Genomic DNA, 17,632 nt, shown 5'->3' on the forward strand with positions numbered 1-17,632 from the left:
GCAGAGATTTTTTTATTGGAACTATCGCTAAATTGATCACTTTTTGCTTAAATACGCAGCGAAAATTATAAATAATGTGGTTAATAACATAATGATGAATAAAACAATACTTTGCAGCCTAATTGTCGCGACAACTTTAGTTTCGGGTTGTGACTATTTTAAAAATAAGAAGAGTGAACCGGTTGAGGAAAAAGTTGAAACCTCAAATTGGAGTTGTACTGATGCAAAAAATATCGGACAGGTTGAAGCATATCTAAAAGCTGAATATTTAAAACAGTTAGATAAGCAATTACGTCATTCGAGCTATGAAGCAGATCAAGAATTATTAAAGAAAATCACGCAAAACGTGAAGTTTAAAATTAAGAATGTCACCACGATTACAGATGATCCAAGCACAGCCAAAAACTTAGCTTGTAGCAGTGATCTGGTGGTTCAATTGCCTAAAGGCTTACAAAAACGTGCTGAAAATGCTTATTTAGAAGCACCTTGTGAAGATTGTGAAGGCGAAGAACATGCATCGACATTAAATTTACGTGATTATTTGGAAAGTGGTGAATCAAATTTAACGCTTGGTGATGATCAACTGAGCGGTGCTTATAGTTATGATATTACCAAGACCGATAAAGAAGGTTTAACCATCAGCGCGGAAAACCAAAATGCAGTGATTGATGGTATTGTTTTTGTGACAGTGAAAGCGGTGCAATATGAATCCTATGTTAAACAGAATAGTGAAAACCGCGAATATTCAGAAAAATATTCTCAAGAACAGGCAGCAGAAGTCGCTTTAGCACAAAAGGTGATGGATATTCGCCAAAAAGAATTAGATGCAGACAAAACTAAAGTGGTTGAACGCTTAAATCAGATTTGGGATCAATTCTCGCCTGAACAAAAACAGCAGTTGCAACAAGATCAATCGGATTGGTTTGAAAAACGTGATGTAGACTGTAAAGTCATCGCACAAAAGAATGTATATCAGCTCGCCGATAATGATAAAGAAGTCTATCAAAAGAAATCTGATTATTGGGATGATGCAATGCGTCAACAAAATGAAGCGATGCAATACACCAAATGTTTTAATCAGAAAACTACTGAACGTATAATTTATTTAAATAACATTTTTAACTAAACTGACCGATATAAACGCTATTAATGAAAAGGACGAATTGATTCGTCCTTTTTTTATTGGCATGCTGTGCTGAACAGTAAAGTGTGAAAGTATATGCGAATTAGTTTTATGGGTGCAGGGCGAGTTGCGCATCATCTTGCTCATGTATTAAGCCAACATCATCAAATTGTTCAGATTTATAGTCGAACTTTAGCAACTGCACAAACTTTAGCGACACAAGTGAATGCAACTGCGACCACGAATATTGAAGAATTGAATCCTGAAATTGATTTGGTCATTATAGCAGTGAGTGATCAGGCGATTGCTTCGGTTATTAGTAATGTTCATCAGCAATTACCCAAGGTTCTGATTGTACATACTTCAGGCAGTACCGACATTGAAGTCTTGGCACAGATCCATGCACGGGCAGGTGTGTTTTATCCTTTGCAAACCTTTAGTTTAGAGCGGGAAATAAACTGGTCAGATACGCCTATTTTTGTAGAAGCCAAGTCTGAAGATGATTTGGTGTTATTAGCAGAACTGGCCAATCAGTTAAGTACTCGCGTTTATTCATACACTTCGGCACAACGTTTAAGTTTACATTTGGCCGCCGTGTTTGCTTGTAATTTTAGCAATTATTGTTATGACATGGCGAAGCAAATCGTGGATGCACAGCACGTGGATTTCTCATTGCTGTATCCGCTGATTTTAGAAACAGCCAATAAAGCCTTACATAATGATCCAAAATTGATGCAAACAGGGCCAGCGATGCGCGGTGATCAAAATATTCTAAAAATGCACGAACAGATGTTGCAAAAGGCGCAACGTGAAGATTTAAAAAATATATATCAGTTAATGAGTCAGCAAATTCTACAATCGCATGCGACTCAATCTTAATTTTAAATCAGACTTAATTTTAAATCAGAATACGATTTTCTTAGATTAATATTTGAATAATCGATAAATAAGGGGACAATAAAGCAATGGCAAAGGATTTTAACAGTCAGCATGTGGTCGATGGTTACGATGTACACATTCGTAAACTCATTCCGGGCTACGAAGTGGTGCACCAACAGATTCAAGCATTGCTCAAAACCTATGTCAATGAACATGCACATGTCTTGATTGTGGGTTGTGGTACAGGTTATGAACTGGGCTATTTGTTGCAATTGTTTCCGAATTGGTCTTTTACGGCCACTGATTTATCGGCAACCATGTTGGAGAAAGCCAAACAATATATTCAGCCGTTAGATGCACTGCATCGGGTTGAGTTTGTACTGGCAGATGTTGATCAGTTAAAAACAGAGCAGACTTATGATGCAGCACTTTCCATTCTTGTTACACATTTTGTTCCTTATGCACAGAAACTCAATTTTTTTAAAGCAATTGATTCGCGCTTAAAACAGCACGGCGTGTTTATTGGCTTTGATTTGACCGCAATAAAGACCGATCAAGAGCGAGGAATGCTTCAACATATTTGTGAGACAAATGGCTTAAGTACAGCGCAGTCTACGGCAATGTTAAGTCGTTTAGCAGATGACTTTTACCCATTGTCGGAACAAGAAACATTTGAACAATTAAACTTGGCAGGTTTTGGTTCTGTACAACGCTTTACCCAAATTTTATCTTATCAAGGTTTTATGGCACTGAAGGTTTAATAGCTTGCATTAAAAATGGCTCATATTTGAATGAGCCATTTGTTAACTTATCTTTTAAATTTACTTGATTTTCTTAAAGAGGAAATCATTAATTTTATGACCTTCCTCTAAACCACGACGTTCAAATTTGGTTTGTGGACGCCAGTCTGGGCGTGGGTAGCTATTGCCTTGACCTGCCATATTTTCAAGATTTGGACGATTATCTAATACGTCTAACATCCATTCAGCATACGGTTCCCAATCTGTAGCAGAGTGGAATGTACCACCCATTTCCAGTTTTTGTTCAACCAATGGCATACGGTCATGCGACACAAAACGACGTTTAAAATGACGTTTCTTTTGCCACGGATCTGGGAAATAAAGCTGTACCGCATTAATGCTATTGTCTGGCATTTCACGTAGCACTTGAATGGCATCTGCATCAAGTAAACGTAAGTTGGTTAAACCCGCCATACCTGCTTCATAGACACATTGTGCAATACCGGGTATATGAACTTCAATACCGACATAGTTGCGTTCAGGATTCGCCTTTGCCATAAGCACAAGCGAACGTCCCATACCAAAACCAATTTCAACAGTCAAAGGGCGTTCTGGATGTTCAAACTGCTGACGTAAATCGCCCACAGGATATTCCAAAATTAAGTGACCATATTGTTCAAGCGCAGTACGTTGAGAGGTATTCAGCGGAGATGAACGACGCATAAAAGTAACAATTTCGCGATGTTCATTCAAGTTGTCCAGTTCGACGACTTGCTGGTCTAATTGATCGTTCGACATAACTTTGGCAAATGTAAAAAATTCGAATGCGGTATTTTAAGTCTTAAGGGGTGTAAGTCAAATTTTTTACTGGGTTCAGTTCAATTTAATTGCTGAATAAAGTTGTGTGATATAAAAAAGCGCCTAAATAGACGCTTTAAAATCGATGAAAATTAATTGGAACTGTAACGGTCAACTAAAGTGCTGCTCGCTTCATTTAAGCCAATAATATTGACTTCAATATTTTGCGCTTTAAATTTCTGCACTACATTATTCAGCATATTCACTGAAGTAATATCCCAGATGTGTGCATGAGTTAAATCAATTTCAACTTTGCTTATATTTTCTTTAAAGTCAAAAAACTGAAAAAATTTATCTGAACTGCTAAAGAAAATTTGCCCTGAAATGCTGTAGTGACGAGTATTGTTGATCAGCTGGGATTGAACTTTGACTTCATGTTCCAATTTATTGATTAAAAATAGCGCTGAAAGTAACACGCCAAGTAATACACCAAGCGCAAGATTATGCGTTGCTAATACGACAACCACCACAGTAAGCATAACCAGATTACTTTGTTTGGGGTGCTTACTAAAATTGCGCACCGAATCCCAGTTAAAGGTGGTGAATGACACCATAATCATAATGGCAACCAAAGCGGTCATAGGAATATATGCCAACCAATTTTTTAAAAAGACCACCAAACACAGTAAAAATACCCCAGCAGTTAAGGTGGATAACCGAGTACGCGCACCTGACGAGACGTTAATAATTGATTGACCAATCATGGCACAACCGGCCATGCCGCCCATAAAACCGCTGACAATATTGGCATAACCCTGACCGCGGCATTCTTGATGACGATCGCCTTCAGTTCCAGTGACTTCATTTACAATGGTCGTGGTCATCATAGTCTCAAGCAAACCCACGGTGGCTAAAGTCATAGCGTAAGGGAAAATAATCCTGAGCGTTTCAAAGTTCAGTGGAATGTCAGGAATCAGGAAAATAGGCAAGGTGTCTGGGAAATGGCCTAAATCACTGACTGTACGCATATCTGCACCTAAAAAAAGTGCAACGAGACTTAAAACAATAATGCAAATTAGTGGAGAGGGAATGAGTTTGCCGATTTTAGGAAGATAAGGAAATAAATAAACGACAGCTAAACCTAGCCCGACAAATAAATAGCCTAAGCTATCCATTTTATTCAGCTCGGGAAGTTGAGCAGCAAAAATCAAAATCGCGAGGGCATTCACAAAGCCGTAGACTACGGATTGAGAAATAAAGCGCATCAACTTTGCAACTTTAAAGTAACCGGCAATGACCTGAATCATTCCTGTAAGCACTGTCGCTGCTAATAAATATTGCAGACCATGATCTTTTACCAGAGTGATCATCAGTAAAGCCATAGCACCCGTGGCAGCAGAAATCATGGCGGATCGGCCGCCAAAAAATGCAATCGTGACTGCGATACAAAATGAAGCATACAAGCCGACTTGTGGGTCGACACCTGCAATAGCCGAAAAAGCGATTGATTCAGGAATCAGCGCTAAGCCAACCACCAAACCGGCTAAAACATCGGTACGGATATTGGAAAACCATTCTTCTTTTTTCAGGCTAATCACAACGTTAATTTTCATCAAACTTTAAAGCTGGCTATGTTAAAACATCTTTATAAAAAAAAGCACATTAGATTGACTTGAAAAAAGCGAGATTTTGGACAATATTCAGAAGGTAAATATTTTTTATTCATTTATGCTTTTTTGCAATTTACAGGTTTGATCACTTGAAAGTTTGTTAGAAGAGATTTAAAACAGTTAATAGTTAGATAACAAGGATCAGATATGAAGCTTTATTATTCTCCGGGTGCATGCTCTTTGGCTGCTCATATTATTTTAAATGAAATTAACGTCGATTTTGATTTAGAACGTGTCAATCTAAAAACACATAAAACAGAAAAAGGGGCCGATTATTACGCCATTAATCCTAAGGGCTATGTTCCTGCTTTAGAAATTAATCCGGGCTTGATTCTAACTGAAAATGTGGCAATTTTACCTTTCCTTGCACAGCATGATCCAAAACAAGATTTAATTCCACCATCGGGTTTAGGGCGTGCCAAAGTGCTTGAGTGGCTTGGTTATTTAAACTCTGAATTACACGATGCTTACGCCGTATTCTTTGGTGCGCCACTATCTGCTGAAGCGAAAGAAAAAGCCTATGCGGAAATTGATCGTTTATTAACTTATATTGATAAAACAATCGGTGAATCTGATCACGATTATTTGGTTGATGATAATTTTGGCCCAGCAGATGCTTATTTGTTTGTACTGACAAATTGGTCAAATGGCATCGAACATGATTTAACACCCTATAAAAATATTATTGCATTACGTCATAAAGTGGCTGAACGTCAATCGGTACAAATTGCAATGCGTGATGAAGGTTTGATTGCTTAAGTGAACTTGATTTAATTTAAAAGTGCCTAAGGGTGCTTTTTTTATGTCTATTGAATTGGGTGGGTAGTGTTTACTTTAGGTGCTGGATCTTGCACAACTATTTCCGATTACTGCGGTGGAATTTTAGATTAAGCAAAAATAATTTTGAAGTGAATTTTTTTATTGTTGATTTTTTATCAATAATATTTTGCATTTTGATGAATTTTTAGCAATAAAAATCTCAAGTATATTTGCTACTGAAAATGAATCCTTTAAGGTTTGAAGCATGAGTAATATTCTGATCGTCAATGGCGCTAAACAATTTGCACATTCGAATGGAGAGCTAAATGATACTTTGACAGCGTTAGCAAATAAGGTACTTTGCGAACTGGGTCATACCGTTCAAATTTCACGTGCAGATAGTGACTATGAGATTCAGGCAGAAATACAAAAATATGTATGGGCCGATGTGGTGATTTATCAAATGCCCGGCTGGTGGATGGGCGCGCCTTGGACGGTGAAAAAATATATCGATGATATCTTTACAGAAGGGCATGGAACTTTATATGCAAGTGATGGCCGAAGCCGTGCAGATGCATCAAAGAAATATGGTTCTGGGGGTCTCATTCACGATAAAAAATATATGTTATCACTGACATGGAATGCACCTATGGAAGCATTTATTGAACAAGATCAATTTTTTCATGGTGTTGGGGTGGATGGTGTGTACTTACCCTTTCATAAGGCCAATCAGTTCTTGGGTATGCAAAGTTTAGAAACTTTTATTGTCAATGATGTGGTTAAAGCACCTGAAGTTGAAGCCTATATGGCGCAGTACCGTGAACATTTAACCCAAGTTTTTGCTTAATCTGGAGATGTGACCATGTTAACTGTAATTGCTGAAATTATTTGTCATTCAGAACAAGGTTTTAAAACGGTACTTGATTCATTTCACAACATCCGCAAACAGGTATTACAAGAGCCTGGTTGTAATCTTTATGACGTACATATTGATCATCCTGCAATTGAGAGTGCATTACAGACCAAAGTGCCATTTTCAATCATGATGTATGAGCAGTGGGAGAGTATGCCGCACTTAGAGATGCATATGCACAGTGTCAATATGCAACAACATGCCAAAGCAACCGAAGGGGCGGTTGCTCACGTACAAATTCGTATTTTAGAAGCACAATAAGCTGCGCATGTGAGTTTGAAAGAGTCTTAATGACTCTATTTATTCAAACTCACGTGGCTCATTAAATTGAACCTGTTCGAGTTTCAATGCATAGCGATGTTTTAATGTCGACCATTGAACTTTGACAGGTTGCGTGCTTTCAGCAAATTCATTTTCACCTGTCGTGCTTTTCACTTTGCCTGTCATAAAGTTAATACTTCGCGCTGTGATGTCACCTGATGCGCGGTGAAAATCATTCACATCATAGCCAATTAGCTTAAATGCGCGGTCTTGGTATCGAAAGGTATAAATGTGATTGGTCACATACCACGAACCACAGCTTAACCAGTAGTGCAGATGAATTTTGAGCACGCCTCTTTGAATGCTCAAAGCTTCGGTTTCACCAAGCGGATCAGCCAGACAAGGGGACTCTGCATCGCCTTCAGTCGGTAGTGAATGATTACTCGCAATGAGCTGATAGCCACTTGGCTGTTTAAATAAAACCAAAAGTTTCCGTTCATTTACATTCAGTACATTACTGCCTAAGCCTGCATTTACCACGAAATGGTCTGGATTGGTGTCTTCAATAATCAGGGCAATATCTGCTTGACCATCTTGGTTTAAATCGCCTTGTACTTTTTCCAAGATTTTCCAATTTTTTGGAACAAAGGATTGATAGCTTGTTTTGAGCGTAGTTTCTGTCTCTGCTTTTGCCCAAACATTACTTGTTAGTGTAATGAAAAATAGGGTGTTAAGTATAAGTAAAGGTTTGATAAGTTTTAGCATGGGCTTAAATTCCTCTCATTTTTATATGGTTATAGATATTTGAAGGTGAAGATTCTTGAGTTTATTTAAATGTGTTGATTGAGCGAATTCAACTATTGAATACTCATAAAGCACTGTTTTTATATTGAAATGAATAAAAAGGACTCCGAAGAATCCTTTTTAATGCTTAGAGCAGATCAGCTCATTATTTAAAGAAATAGCCTGTTTCTGGCGAGCTTGCATTGGCCATACGTTTACGCGGCATGCGACCTGCTAGATAAGCTTCACGACCAGCTTCAACCGCTTTTTTCATTGCAGAGGCCATTAAAATTGGATTTTGTGCTGCGGCAATGGCTGTATTCATCAACACGCCGTCACAACCCAATTCCATCGCAATGGCTGCATCGCTGGCTGTACCCACACCTGCATCAACCAAGACAGGTACTTTGGCATTTTCTTTGATAATTGAAATGGTGTGTGGATTTAAAATGCCTAACCCAGAACCAATCAAGCTACCTAAAGGCATAATGGCTACACAGCCCATACTTTCAAGTTCTTGCGCCACAATCGGATCATCAGAGGTATAGACCATAATCTCAAAACCATCATCAATTAGCGTACGTGCGGCTTTTAAGGTTTCGGTGATATTTGGGTATAAGGTTTTTTCATCACCTAAAACTTCAAGCTTGACCAAGTTATGACCATCTAGAAGTTCACGTGCAAGCATGCAGGTACGCACGGCACTATTGGCATCAAAACAACCTGCGGTGTTTGGCAGAATAGTATATTTTTCAGGAGGGACAACAGAAAGTAAATTCGGTTGATCAGGATGCTGTCCAATGTTCACTCGGCGAATCGCAACAGTGACAATCTCTGCGCCACTGGCTTGAATTGCTAGATCAGTTTCAGTTAAATCTTTGTATTTACCTGTACCAACCAATAAGCGTGAATTAAATGTACGCGAACCAATTATAAGTGGGGTATCTTCCATGGGAGCTCCGAATTAGCCGCCACCGACGGCATGAATAATTTCGATATGATCTTCAGCACAAATAAGCGTTTGTGCCAATTTACTTTTGGAGATGATCATTTCATTCTGTTCTACAGCAAAGCGTTTGCCTTCAAGTGCTAACTCTTGAACCAATTCTAATAAATTGGTACATGATGTATTTTTTGATTCGCCATTTAAGTAAATATGCATACTGATTTCCCTATTTTTACTCTATTTCGCGTATTTAAATGCATTCCAAGCAAGGAGCAGCCAACCTGCAATCATGAGTGCACCACCAATGGGTGTAATTGCACCTAAAATACGCGGTAAGCCTAACGCCATGACATATAAAGAGCCACAGAAAAATACAATGCCGATTTGAATGAGTAAAAAACTGGCTTTAATTGGAAGCTGAGGAATAACTCGGGTTAAAATGGCAAGTGCCAAAAGCCCAAGTGCATGATAGAAAAAATAATCGGTCGCTGTTTGCCACCATGCCAGTTGAGCTTCGGTCGCGTGTGCTTTTAAGCCATGTGCACCAAATGCGCCAAGCATGACGGCAAGTGCTAAGTTAAGGGCTGAAATTGCAATCCACATAAGCAATTGTCATATGAGTAAATTTGCGCCCAACCTTAACATATTTTCGGCTTTACACGAAAGGCGAAAAGCAACAATAGCAATGCCTAAATACAAAGAAAGGGCACGCGGCCCTTTCTTTAATTATGCAATAAAATCAGTCTAATTGTTTAATTAGAAGACATTGCCACTTTAATTTTTTCCATTGCATTTTTTTCTAACTGACGAATACGTTCGGCAGAAACATTATATTCAGCAGCCAATTCATGTAGTGTCGATTTTTCATCGTCTAACCAGCGGCGCTGTAAAATGTTGCGTGAACGATCATCAAGTTGGTCCATTGCACTATGAAGGGCAGAGCTACTTTGTTCCTCGTAGTCTTCTTCTTCGGCAAGACGCGCTGGATCATAGCGGTTGTCTTCTAAATACAGTGCGGGTGCAACATGTGTTGAACCTTCATCGTCATCATCACCTTGTGCTTCAAAGGCAGCATCATAGGCAGTAAGCCGACCTTCCATTTCCAAGACTTGTTCTGGTGTCACATTTAAGTCATTGGCAATAGATTTTGCTTCATCGAGTGTGAGTTTTTTACTCGATTTTTTTAAGCTGCGTAAATTGAAGAAAAGTTTGCGCTGAGCTTTGGTCGTTGCAATTTTAACAATGCGCCAGTTACGAATCACATATTCATGAATTTCAGCTTTAATCCAATGCACCGCAAAAGAGACTAAACGCACGCCCATATTAGGGTCAAAGCGCTTAACGGCTTTCATTAAGCCTAAGTTGCCTTCTTGGATTAAGTCGCCCTGCGGCAAGCCATAGCCTGCATAACTACGGGCAATATGCACCACAAAACGCAAATGCGACATCACCAGCATTTTTGCTGCGTCTAAATCTTGCTCGTAATAATAGCGCTCGGCTAACTCTTTTTCTTGTTCAGCCGTTAAAATAGGAATCTGATTGACAGTACTGATATAAGCACCGAGATTTACCCCTGGCGCCGATAATGACAGGGGCATCAATTGATTGCTGCTGTCACTCATGTGTTCTCCTTTAAAATGGGATGACATAACCAACTTAAATTTTATCTTAATCTAATATTTTTGTGAATTAAGGAAAATTGGGTAGAGAAATGTAATTTTTTATGCAAATTTGAAAAGCTATAGTCTAATTGAAAATAATTAAGATTCAATTAAGTAGTGATATTCCGAATCGGAAATTGTGGTCATGCCGCATTTGAGTTGATGCATTTGGCAATAGCGCATGACATCTTGTTGACTATGTGGATCTGAAGATTTTAGCAAAAATAGATGATCTGATTTATTCTTGAGTGCTCGCTTAAGCATCAATAAGGGCATGGGGCAAGGTTTTCCCATTGCATCTATAATCATCGCTGTATTTGCTAGATCATTCATCTTATTTAATATCCAGTAAAACTTTCTGAAATGTTAGCAAATTTAGCGCCAAACAAAAATAAAATTATTGAATCACAACATCAAGATACTTTTATAAAAGTAAGAAATAATTAGTAAAAAAATAGCTAAATTAATAACGCAGATTAATCAAAAAAACAGTATGAATTGTTAGAAACCCGTGTTAAGCTCTTTGCGTATTCAAAATAATGACAACACTTAAATTTGTCATAAAATTGAATACAGTAATGGATGTAACCGGGATTTTGTTAATAGTAATACAGAATGATTACAAGCTTAGAAATAATAAATATTTTTAAACCTTGTTTACTCTGCTGTTTGCAACACCGGGTGGTCCTTCTATAAATACAATGAGGATTAACTTATGACAGCTCGTGAACAAGGCGTAGTTAAATGGTTCAACGACACTAAAGGCTTCGGCTTTATTCAACGTAACGGCGGCGACGACGTATTCGTTCATTTCCGCGCTATCCAAGGTGACGGTCACCGTTCACTTCGTGACGGTCAACGCGTTGAATTCAGCGTAGTTAAAGGTCAAAAAGGCTTCCAAGCTGAAGAAGTACAACCTTTAGACTAATCGCCTGATTATTCATGAGAACGCCCCAATGTAATTTGGGGCGTTTTTGTTTATAATGGACTACTATTTTTCCTGATTATTAAGTTAGAGCACATTTTTATGTCATCTGGTTTTGAAACCTTAAATTTACATCCGAAACTTAAACAAGCTATTGATGCTTTAGGTTTTAAAGAAATGACGCCCATTCAGGAAAAGGTTTTAAAATTCACTTTGGCTGGACATGATGCGATTGGTCGTGCGCAGACGGGTACGGGTAAAACAGCTGCTTTTCTCGTTAGTGTAATTAATGATTTGCTCAATAATCCGATTAAAGAACAACGCTTTCGCGGCGAAGCACGTGCACTGATTCTTGCACCAACGCGTGAATTGGCTTTGCAAATTGAAAGTGATGCTAAAGATTTAACCAAATTTACAGATTTACATTTAGTCACTTTATTGGGTGGTGTAGATTTTGATAAGCAAAAAGCACAACTTGATAAGCAATTTGTCGATATTATTGTGGCAACACCAGGTCGTTTAATTGATTTCGTTGAACAAAAAGAAGTTTGGTTAGACCAAATTGAATTTTTAGTCATTGATGAAGCAGACCGTTTATTGGATATGGGTTTTATTCCATCGGTCAAACGAATTGTTCGTTATTCACCGCGTAAAGAGCAACGTCAAACGCTGATGTTTTCGGCAACCTTTAGTTATGATGTTTTAAATTTGGCACAACAATGGTTATTTGAACCAGTGACTGTGGAAATTGAGCCAGAAAAGAAAACCAATGCAGATGTTGAGCAGCGCGTTTATATGGTTGCAAAAACGGATAAATACAAGTTATTGCAAGAAATCTTGCGCGATGAACCGATTGAAAAAGTCATGATTTTTGCCAATCGTCGTGATCAAGTGCGTAAACTTTATGATCATTTAAAAAGAGATGGTTATAAAGTGGTGATGTTGTCTGGTGAAATTGCACAAGACAAGCGTTTGAAAATGTTAGATCAATTTAAAAATGGTCAGCATAATATTATGATTGCAACCGATGTTGCAGGTCGTGGTATTCATGTGGATGGTGTTTCACATGTTGTGAACTTTACCTTGCCAGAACAGTCGGATGATTATGTACACCGTATAGGTCGTACAGGTCGTGCGGGTACAAGTGGTGTGAGTATTAGTTTCTTGTCTGAAGATGATGCGTTCTATCTTCCAGAAATTGAAAAAGCGATTGGTCAAAAACTACCTTTAACGCGTTTAGAAGGTTATTGTTAGTTTTAAAACTAAATTACATCAATGTAAAAAGCCGCTTATTTAAAGCGAATGCCAGTCAGTTAAGAAATTGACTGGTTTTCTTATTTTTAGATTAGCATTTTAAATTTATGATGTTATTTTATGCGCGGAAATGTCATTCGTATCTTGCGAACTTAAAATATATTTTGAGGCTTCTCATTTAAGTTTATTTAAAGTAATGAATTAAATTAAAATATTTGATTTAAAATTATAAATAGCTGTCTTAAATAACTAAAAAGTTAAGGTGTTGATTGTAAACCCCTTAACTGATTAGCATTACTTAATTTAAAGCAGTTTTTTTGAAATGCTTTAAGCATTATTAATGCATTGCTGGGATTAAGTGATTGTGCAATGACTTAGTTTGCTCGACATTTAAAAGTGAGCGTGGTTTGATAATCTTCATCTCGAGCAAGGCTACCATTTTTTCCTGCTAAAGTGCCTATAACGCTTGCTGCGGCTTGAATCATTTGTCCAGTTTGTTCATCGACAACCCCTTTTAACGCACCGTTATATTCAGTTTTTTCATCAATAATGACAGCAGTGGCTTTTTTACCACAGGTCGTGTTTGCGGCAGCAATTGCATTGTTTTTAGCAATTAAATTACTTTTCCCTACACCAGTGACTTCATATTGATTATTTTCTTTTTGAATCGCTAAGGATGCCGTTGGGTTTGATGCGCAGGCAGTTAATACCAGCGTGGCGGCAACTGTAGAACATAGCATGAAAAATTTATTCATTTCTTCCCCTTATGTGTTTTCAAACAATAAAGGCTATTTGAGCATAACTTTTTGGATGATTTTTGAAAGACTTGTATAAAATATGCAGTTTTATATGGCCGCTCTGTGACGGATTAATCTGTAAGATTGGAATTGAGTGGCGTACATTGGTTCATCGCTCTAGAGAATCTGAATAAGAGTATGCTAATCTTATTGAAATATTTTAGTACATAGATATAGAAACCAATGACGGATTCAGTGGTAGATACGGTTCATTATAATATTCATCAACGTCAGTCGATTGGTCATTTGGTCGAGCCTGCGCCGAATGCAGAGCAGTTAGAAAAAGCCTTTCAAGCGGCACTCACTGCGCCAGATCATCATCGTTTAAAGCCGACGCGTTTCATTGTTATTCCCAGTGATCAGCGAGGCGCTTTTGGTGAGTTGTTATCTAAAGCTTTGGCCGATTTAGGTGAGACTGATCAGACGCAGTTAGAGCGGGTTAAAAATCACCCATTTCGTGCGCCACTTTTGGTTTTGGCATTAACTCAGTTTCAGCCGCATCCGAAAGTTCCAAATTTTGAGCAAACCTTAAGTACAGGTGCGGCGGTACAGAACTTTTTGTTGTCACTGCAAGTTCAAGGTTTTTCAACGATGTGGCGCAGTGGTGCCGTGGTTGAGTCAAATTTATTTAAACAACTTTTAGGTCTAACGAAAGATGATTTAATTTCTGGAATTATTTATATTGGAACGGCAGTTAAAGCTATTCCAGCACGTGCAGAAATAAATACACAAAATTATGTCAGTTATTGGAATAAATAACTTTATTGAATACTGAGTCATTAAATACTGAGTCGAGATATAAAAATAATGTCAGAGTTAAAATTTTCAGATCTTGTTGAGCCTGTTTCAGTGGATCAAAAGACTGCGTTACGTGTAACAGTTTTGGGTGGTGGTAGTTTCGGTACTGCAATGGCCAATACCGCAGCTCGAAATGGCTGCGATACCATGATTTGGATTCGGGATGAAGCAGCAGCAGCAGAAATTAATCAAACCCATGTAAATAAACGCTATTTAGCCGATTTTACTTTAGAGTCTGGTTTGAAGGCGGTGACGGATTTAGAAACGGCAATTTCTAATCGCGATATTATTTTGGTGGCGATACCAAGTCATTCTTTTCGTCATGTGCTTCAACAAATTAAGCCATTTATTACTTCTCAGGCCGTTGTATCTTTAACCAAAGGGATTGAAGCCAAAACCTTCAGTTTTATGAGTGATATCATTCGTGAAGAATTACCTGAAGTGCCTTATGGTGTGCTGTCGGGACCAAATTTAGCCAAAGAAATTATGGCGGGACAGCCAGCAGGAACTGTAATTGCAAGTCAGTCGGAACTGGTGCGTTATGCAGTGCAACAAGCTTTACACAGTGCATTATTCCGTGTCTTTGCCAGTGATGATGTGCATGGTGTAGAACTGGGTGGTGCTTTAAAGAATATCTATGCTGTTGCAATGGGGATGGCGGCTGCTTACAAAGTGGGTGAAAACACCAAAAGTATGATTTTAACCCGTGCATTGGCTGAAATGAGCCGTTTTGCGGTGAAATTGGGTGCCAATCCGCTGACATTCTTAGGTTTATCTGGTGTCGGTGACTTGTTTGCGACTTGTAGCAGTCCTTTAAGTCGCAACTATCAAGTGGGTTTTGCACTAGGTTCGGGTAAGACCTTGGAACAAGCAACCACTGAATTGGGGCAAACGGCAGAGGGGATTAATACCATTGTGCAGGTGCGAAGCCGTTCTGAAGAATTGGATGTTTATATGCCCATTACCAGTGCTTTATATAATGTGATTTTTGAAGGTGCACCACCTTTAAGCATTGCACTGTCATTAATGAAAAATGGCCATCGTAGTGATGTAGAGTTTGTTTTACCGCATAATGAAGTGTAATCTTTTTCAATATAATTGAATAAATTCGCGCTGTCATAAAGCTCAGGTATAATCGCTGCATATTGAAAATAAGGAAATTTTAATGCAACTCACTTTAGTTCGTCACGGTGAAGCCTCTCCAGCAATTAATGGGAATGATGATAAGCGTCCATTAACTGCGCGAGGGCACAGACAAGCACAGCAAGTTGCAGAATATTTAAAGGATGTGATTCAACCCGATGTATTTGTGGTTAGTCCTTTATTGCGTGCACAAGAAACCTTGGCACATCTGCAGCATTATTTTAATGATGTGCCTGTGATGCTATGCGATAAAATTAAGCCTGAAGATGATGCGAAATTGGCGGTTGAATGGTTGTCTCAGTTGCCTTATGAATCTATTGTTGTGGTTTGTCATATGAATGTGGTTGCACATATTTCATCATTATTGACCGCGGAGTCTTTTCATCCCTATGCTTTGGCTGAAGCGCGTATTTATGAGCAAGCAGTCATTGCAACTGGGTTGTCTACACAGTTAAAAATTTTTATTCCAAACGCATAAAATATTAATTAAAACGGCAGAAAAACATTAATGTTGTATTTATGGATGCCTGAAGCCAATGGGGTTTGGCAATGGTCAACTGGAGAGAGCTGGTATCAAGCCTCTAGTCTTGAGCATTTAATTCAAGAGACTCAAGCCTATCATGGTGAAGAAGCGGTTGCGTTTTTTCCAAGTCGTGATGTGCAAATACTTCAACAAACCTTTGCCAAGCCGCAATATAAAAAATTAGGTGTGGATGGGGTTAAATATCTACTTGAAGAATTTGTGGTTTTGCCCATTGATTCAATGAAAGTATTGCATCATTTTCAGAATCCAGATCAGCTCATTATTTTGGGTGTTGCCAATACGACGGTTGAAACGCTACAACATGCCTTGACCTTGATTCCAGTTAAAGTCATTTCCTTGTTGCCAGATTTTCTGATTTTGCCAAGTCCTGATGTGGGGCAAACAATCATTGCTAATGTATCGGGGTGTTTACTGGTACGTGAAAATGAATTTATGGGCAATTCGGTCGATGATTTGGCTTTATTTTTAGATTATCAGCCTCAAGGGCAGCATTATAAGATTAGTAATTTTACCGCTGAGCAAATGCAGAGCCTTGAAGCCATGGTTGCATCTGATCAGATTGAAACTTTTCATTATGAAGTGCCGATATTAAAAAAAGCCAAGAATCATCCCTTTAATATTTTACCTAAAGCAAAAGCTGCGACAGGGATTTCGGGCTATTGGAAGGCATGTGCTGCTGTGTTGATTGCTGCACTGGTGGTTCAGTTTAGCTATGATGCGACACGTTGGTATAAATATAAAAAAGTTGCAGATCAGACTGCGCTGCAAGCTATTGATCAGTATAAATCTTGGTTTGGGCAGAGTAGCCGTGTCACTGAGCAAAATTTAAAAAGTCAGTTTGAAAGTCATGTGCGCTTAAACAAAGGTGCTAATACACAATCTTTACAGTTATTAAGCCGTGTTGGTCCAGTCCTCATGCAAAATCAGATTGTTGCTCATCGTGTTAATTACGAGAGCTCTATTTTAAATATGGAATTGAAAGCCAATTCTGCTGCTACATTGCAAGGTTTGACTCAGCAGCTTAACCAACAAGGCTTTAAGGTTGAATTAGGAAATATTCAGCCGAATGGCACGGGTGTCATTGGATTGGTGAAAATACAATAATGAAAACAGCAGAAAAAATACACAATTCCATTGAGCAATCGATGGAAAAGATCACCGATTATCTTGAACGCCTGTCTGTGCGTGAACGCTATATGGTAGTTTTTACCACAATTTTTGTGGTGGTTGCGGTAGTGGGTTCAGCGCTTTGGTATATGCATGCAGCCGCAGAAAAACAGCAAAACCGGGTCAATGATTTAAAAGACATGATGGTTTGGATGCAAAGCAATGCAGTGACCATGAAGCCTGCCGATGATTTGCAATTAAGCGCATCGGATAAAGTTCAGCGTGTTGCTCAGCAGCAGAGTTTATCGGTTGCATCGCAACAGGCAGGTGAGCAAATTCAAATTGTGGCCACACATGCAAATTATGCAATTTTAGCCAATTTTTTAACGCAATTAGCACAAATGGGACTAAGTCTTGAAAAAATAGAATTAATTTCAGAAGCGGGGCAGATTAAATTAACAGCGACAGTGCAATAATGGGTGAAAATAAAGACCCGCTAAGCATGGTGTTTTGTATAGGCTATGCCTATAA

The 17,632-nt window shown here is 38.5% G+C and carries 22 protein-coding genes; 13 read left to right on the plus strand and 9 right to left on the minus strand.

Going from position 1 to position 17,632, the window contains the following annotated elements; all coding sequences use genetic code 11:
• Window positions 1-94 precede the first annotated feature (94 nt).
• From F994_RS03160 to F994_RS03170, 3 genes are all read left to right on the plus strand, one after another.
• Window positions 95-1,126, plus strand: a complete 1,032-nt coding sequence (locus tag F994_RS03160) for a lysozyme inhibitor LprI family protein (protein WP_034696642.1) — start codon at window positions 95-97, stop codon at window positions 1,124-1,126.
• Window positions 1,127-1,219: 93 nt separating this feature from the next.
• On the plus strand, window positions 1,220-2,002 hold the full coding sequence (locus F994_RS03165) for a Rossmann-like and DUF2520 domain-containing protein (RefSeq protein ID WP_004648626.1): 783 nt from the start codon (window positions 1,220-1,222) through the stop codon (window positions 2,000-2,002).
• Window positions 2,003-2,088: 86 nt separating this feature from the next.
• Window positions 2,089-2,763 carry a class I SAM-dependent methyltransferase gene (locus tag F994_RS03170; protein ID WP_004648628.1) on the plus strand — a complete coding sequence of 225 codons (675 nt, stop codon included), beginning with the start codon at window positions 2,089-2,091 and terminating at the stop codon, window positions 2,761-2,763.
• A gap of 60 nt (window positions 2,764-2,823) precedes the next feature.
• Here the strand turns inward: F994_RS03170 and trmB are convergent, their stop codons facing one another.
• Together trmB and F994_RS03180 are read right to left on the minus strand one after the other, a co-directional pair.
• Window positions 2,824-3,540 (minus strand): tRNA (guanosine(46)-N7)-methyltransferase TrmB, encoded by a 717-nt coding sequence (gene trmB, locus F994_RS03175; protein ID WP_004648629.1) that lies wholly within the window; start codon window positions 3,538-3,540, stop codon window positions 2,824-2,826.
• Between the two features lie 152 nt (window positions 3,541-3,692).
• Window positions 3,693-5,138, minus strand: coding sequence for a SulP family inorganic anion transporter (locus F994_RS03180; protein WP_034696644.1), 1,446 nt, complete (start codon window positions 5,136-5,138; stop codon window positions 3,693-3,695).
• Window positions 5,139-5,357: 219 nt separating this feature from the next.
• Between F994_RS03180 and F994_RS03185 the strand changes: the two genes are divergently transcribed.
• The 3 genes from F994_RS03185 to F994_RS03195 all read left to right on the plus strand — a co-directional run bounded on the left by F994_RS03185 (window position 5,358) and on the right by F994_RS03195 (window position 7,143).
• The gene (locus F994_RS03185) at window positions 5,358-5,969 is read left to right on the plus strand and encodes a glutathione binding-like protein (protein ID WP_004648632.1); all 612 of its coding nucleotides are present in this window, start codon (window positions 5,358-5,360) and stop codon (window positions 5,967-5,969) included.
• A gap of 265 nt (window positions 5,970-6,234) precedes the next feature.
• The gene (locus tag F994_RS03190) at window positions 6,235-6,816 is read left to right on the plus strand and encodes an NAD(P)H-dependent oxidoreductase (RefSeq protein ID WP_004648633.1); all 582 of its coding nucleotides are present in this window, start codon (window positions 6,235-6,237) and stop codon (window positions 6,814-6,816) included.
• Between the two features lie 15 nt (window positions 6,817-6,831).
• Complete coding sequence (locus tag F994_RS03195; RefSeq protein ID WP_004648634.1) at window positions 6,832-7,143, plus strand: putative quinol monooxygenase; 312 nt, start codon at window positions 6,832-6,834, stop codon at window positions 7,141-7,143.
• 39 nt (window positions 7,144-7,182) lie between these two features.
• Here F994_RS03195 and F994_RS03200 read toward each other — a convergent pair whose 3' ends face one another.
• The 6 genes from F994_RS03200 to F994_RS03225 form a co-directional block, all read right to left on the minus strand.
• Entirely contained in the window at window positions 7,183-7,908 is a 726-nt protein-coding gene (locus F994_RS03200; RefSeq protein ID WP_004648635.1) for a hypothetical protein, read from the minus strand.
• Between the two features lie 184 nt (window positions 7,909-8,092).
• On the minus strand, window positions 8,093-8,878 hold the full coding sequence (locus F994_RS03205) for a thiazole synthase (RefSeq protein ID WP_004648636.1): 786 nt from the start codon (window positions 8,876-8,878) through the stop codon (window positions 8,093-8,095).
• Window positions 8,879-8,890: 12 nt separating this feature from the next.
• Complete coding sequence (gene thiS, locus F994_RS03210) at window positions 8,891-9,088, minus strand: sulfur carrier protein ThiS (protein WP_004648637.1); 198 nt, start codon at window positions 9,086-9,088, stop codon at window positions 8,891-8,893.
• Between the two features lie 21 nt (window positions 9,089-9,109).
• Entirely contained in the window at window positions 9,110-9,475 is a 366-nt protein-coding gene (locus F994_RS03215) for a DUF423 domain-containing protein (protein WP_004648639.1), read from the minus strand.
• Window positions 9,476-9,624: 149 nt separating this feature from the next.
• Window positions 9,625-10,494, minus strand: a complete 870-nt coding sequence (gene rpoH, locus F994_RS03220) for an RNA polymerase sigma factor RpoH (RefSeq protein WP_004648640.1) — start codon at window positions 10,492-10,494, stop codon at window positions 9,625-9,627.
• A gap of 138 nt (window positions 10,495-10,632) precedes the next feature.
• Complete coding sequence (locus tag F994_RS03225; protein WP_004648641.1) at window positions 10,633-10,866, minus strand: sulfurtransferase TusA family protein; 234 nt, start codon at window positions 10,864-10,866, stop codon at window positions 10,633-10,635.
• Between the two features lie 382 nt (window positions 10,867-11,248).
• Between F994_RS03225 and F994_RS03230 the strand changes: the two genes are divergently transcribed.
• Window positions 11,249-11,461 (plus strand): cold-shock protein, encoded by a 213-nt coding sequence (locus F994_RS03230; RefSeq protein WP_004648643.1) that lies wholly within the window; start codon window positions 11,249-11,251, stop codon window positions 11,459-11,461.
• Between the two features lie 99 nt (window positions 11,462-11,560).
• Window positions 11,561-12,712 carry an ATP-dependent RNA helicase RhlB gene (gene rhlB, locus F994_RS03235; RefSeq protein ID WP_004648644.1) on the plus strand — a complete coding sequence of 384 codons (1,152 nt, stop codon included), beginning with the start codon at window positions 11,561-11,563 and terminating at the stop codon, window positions 12,710-12,712.
• Window positions 12,713-13,086: 374 nt separating this feature from the next.
• On the opposite strand, the gene F994_RS03240 is transcribed toward rhlB, so the two are convergent.
• Complete coding sequence (locus tag F994_RS03240; protein WP_004648645.1) at window positions 13,087-13,467, minus strand: hypothetical protein; 381 nt, start codon at window positions 13,465-13,467, stop codon at window positions 13,087-13,089.
• Window positions 13,468-13,692: 225 nt separating this feature from the next.
• On the opposite strand from F994_RS03240, the gene F994_RS03245 reads away from it, so the two are divergent.
• The 5 genes from F994_RS03245 (at window position 13,693) to gspM (ending at window position 17,577) form a co-directional block, all read left to right on the plus strand.
• Complete coding sequence (locus F994_RS03245; RefSeq protein WP_004648646.1) at window positions 13,693-14,268, plus strand: nitroreductase family protein; 576 nt, start codon at window positions 13,693-13,695, stop codon at window positions 14,266-14,268.
• Window positions 14,269-14,316: 48 nt separating this feature from the next.
• Entirely contained in the window at window positions 14,317-15,390 is a 1,074-nt protein-coding gene (locus F994_RS03250) for an NAD(P)H-dependent glycerol-3-phosphate dehydrogenase (RefSeq protein ID WP_004648648.1), read from the plus strand.
• Between the two features lie 82 nt (window positions 15,391-15,472).
• The gene (locus F994_RS03255) at window positions 15,473-15,928 is read left to right on the plus strand and encodes a SixA phosphatase family protein (protein ID WP_004648649.1); all 456 of its coding nucleotides are present in this window, start codon (window positions 15,473-15,475) and stop codon (window positions 15,926-15,928) included.
• A 30-nt stretch (window positions 15,929-15,958) separates the two neighbouring features.
• Window positions 15,959-17,098, plus strand: a complete 1,140-nt coding sequence (gspL, locus tag F994_RS03260; RefSeq protein WP_004648650.1) for a type II secretion system protein GspL — start codon at window positions 15,959-15,961, stop codon at window positions 17,096-17,098.
• Window positions 17,098-17,577: a type II secretion system protein GspM gene (gspM, locus tag F994_RS03265; RefSeq protein WP_034696499.1), complete on the plus strand. Its 480-nt coding sequence runs from the start codon at window positions 17,098-17,100 to the stop codon at window positions 17,575-17,577. Before gspL ends, gspM begins: the two co-directional genes overlap by 1 nt.
• Window positions 17,578-17,632: the final 55 nt, after the last annotated feature.

This window comes from Acinetobacter bohemicus ANC 3994, from assembly GCF_000367925.1.
GTDB lineage: Bacteria > Pseudomonadota > Gammaproteobacteria > Pseudomonadales > Moraxellaceae > Acinetobacter > Acinetobacter bohemicus.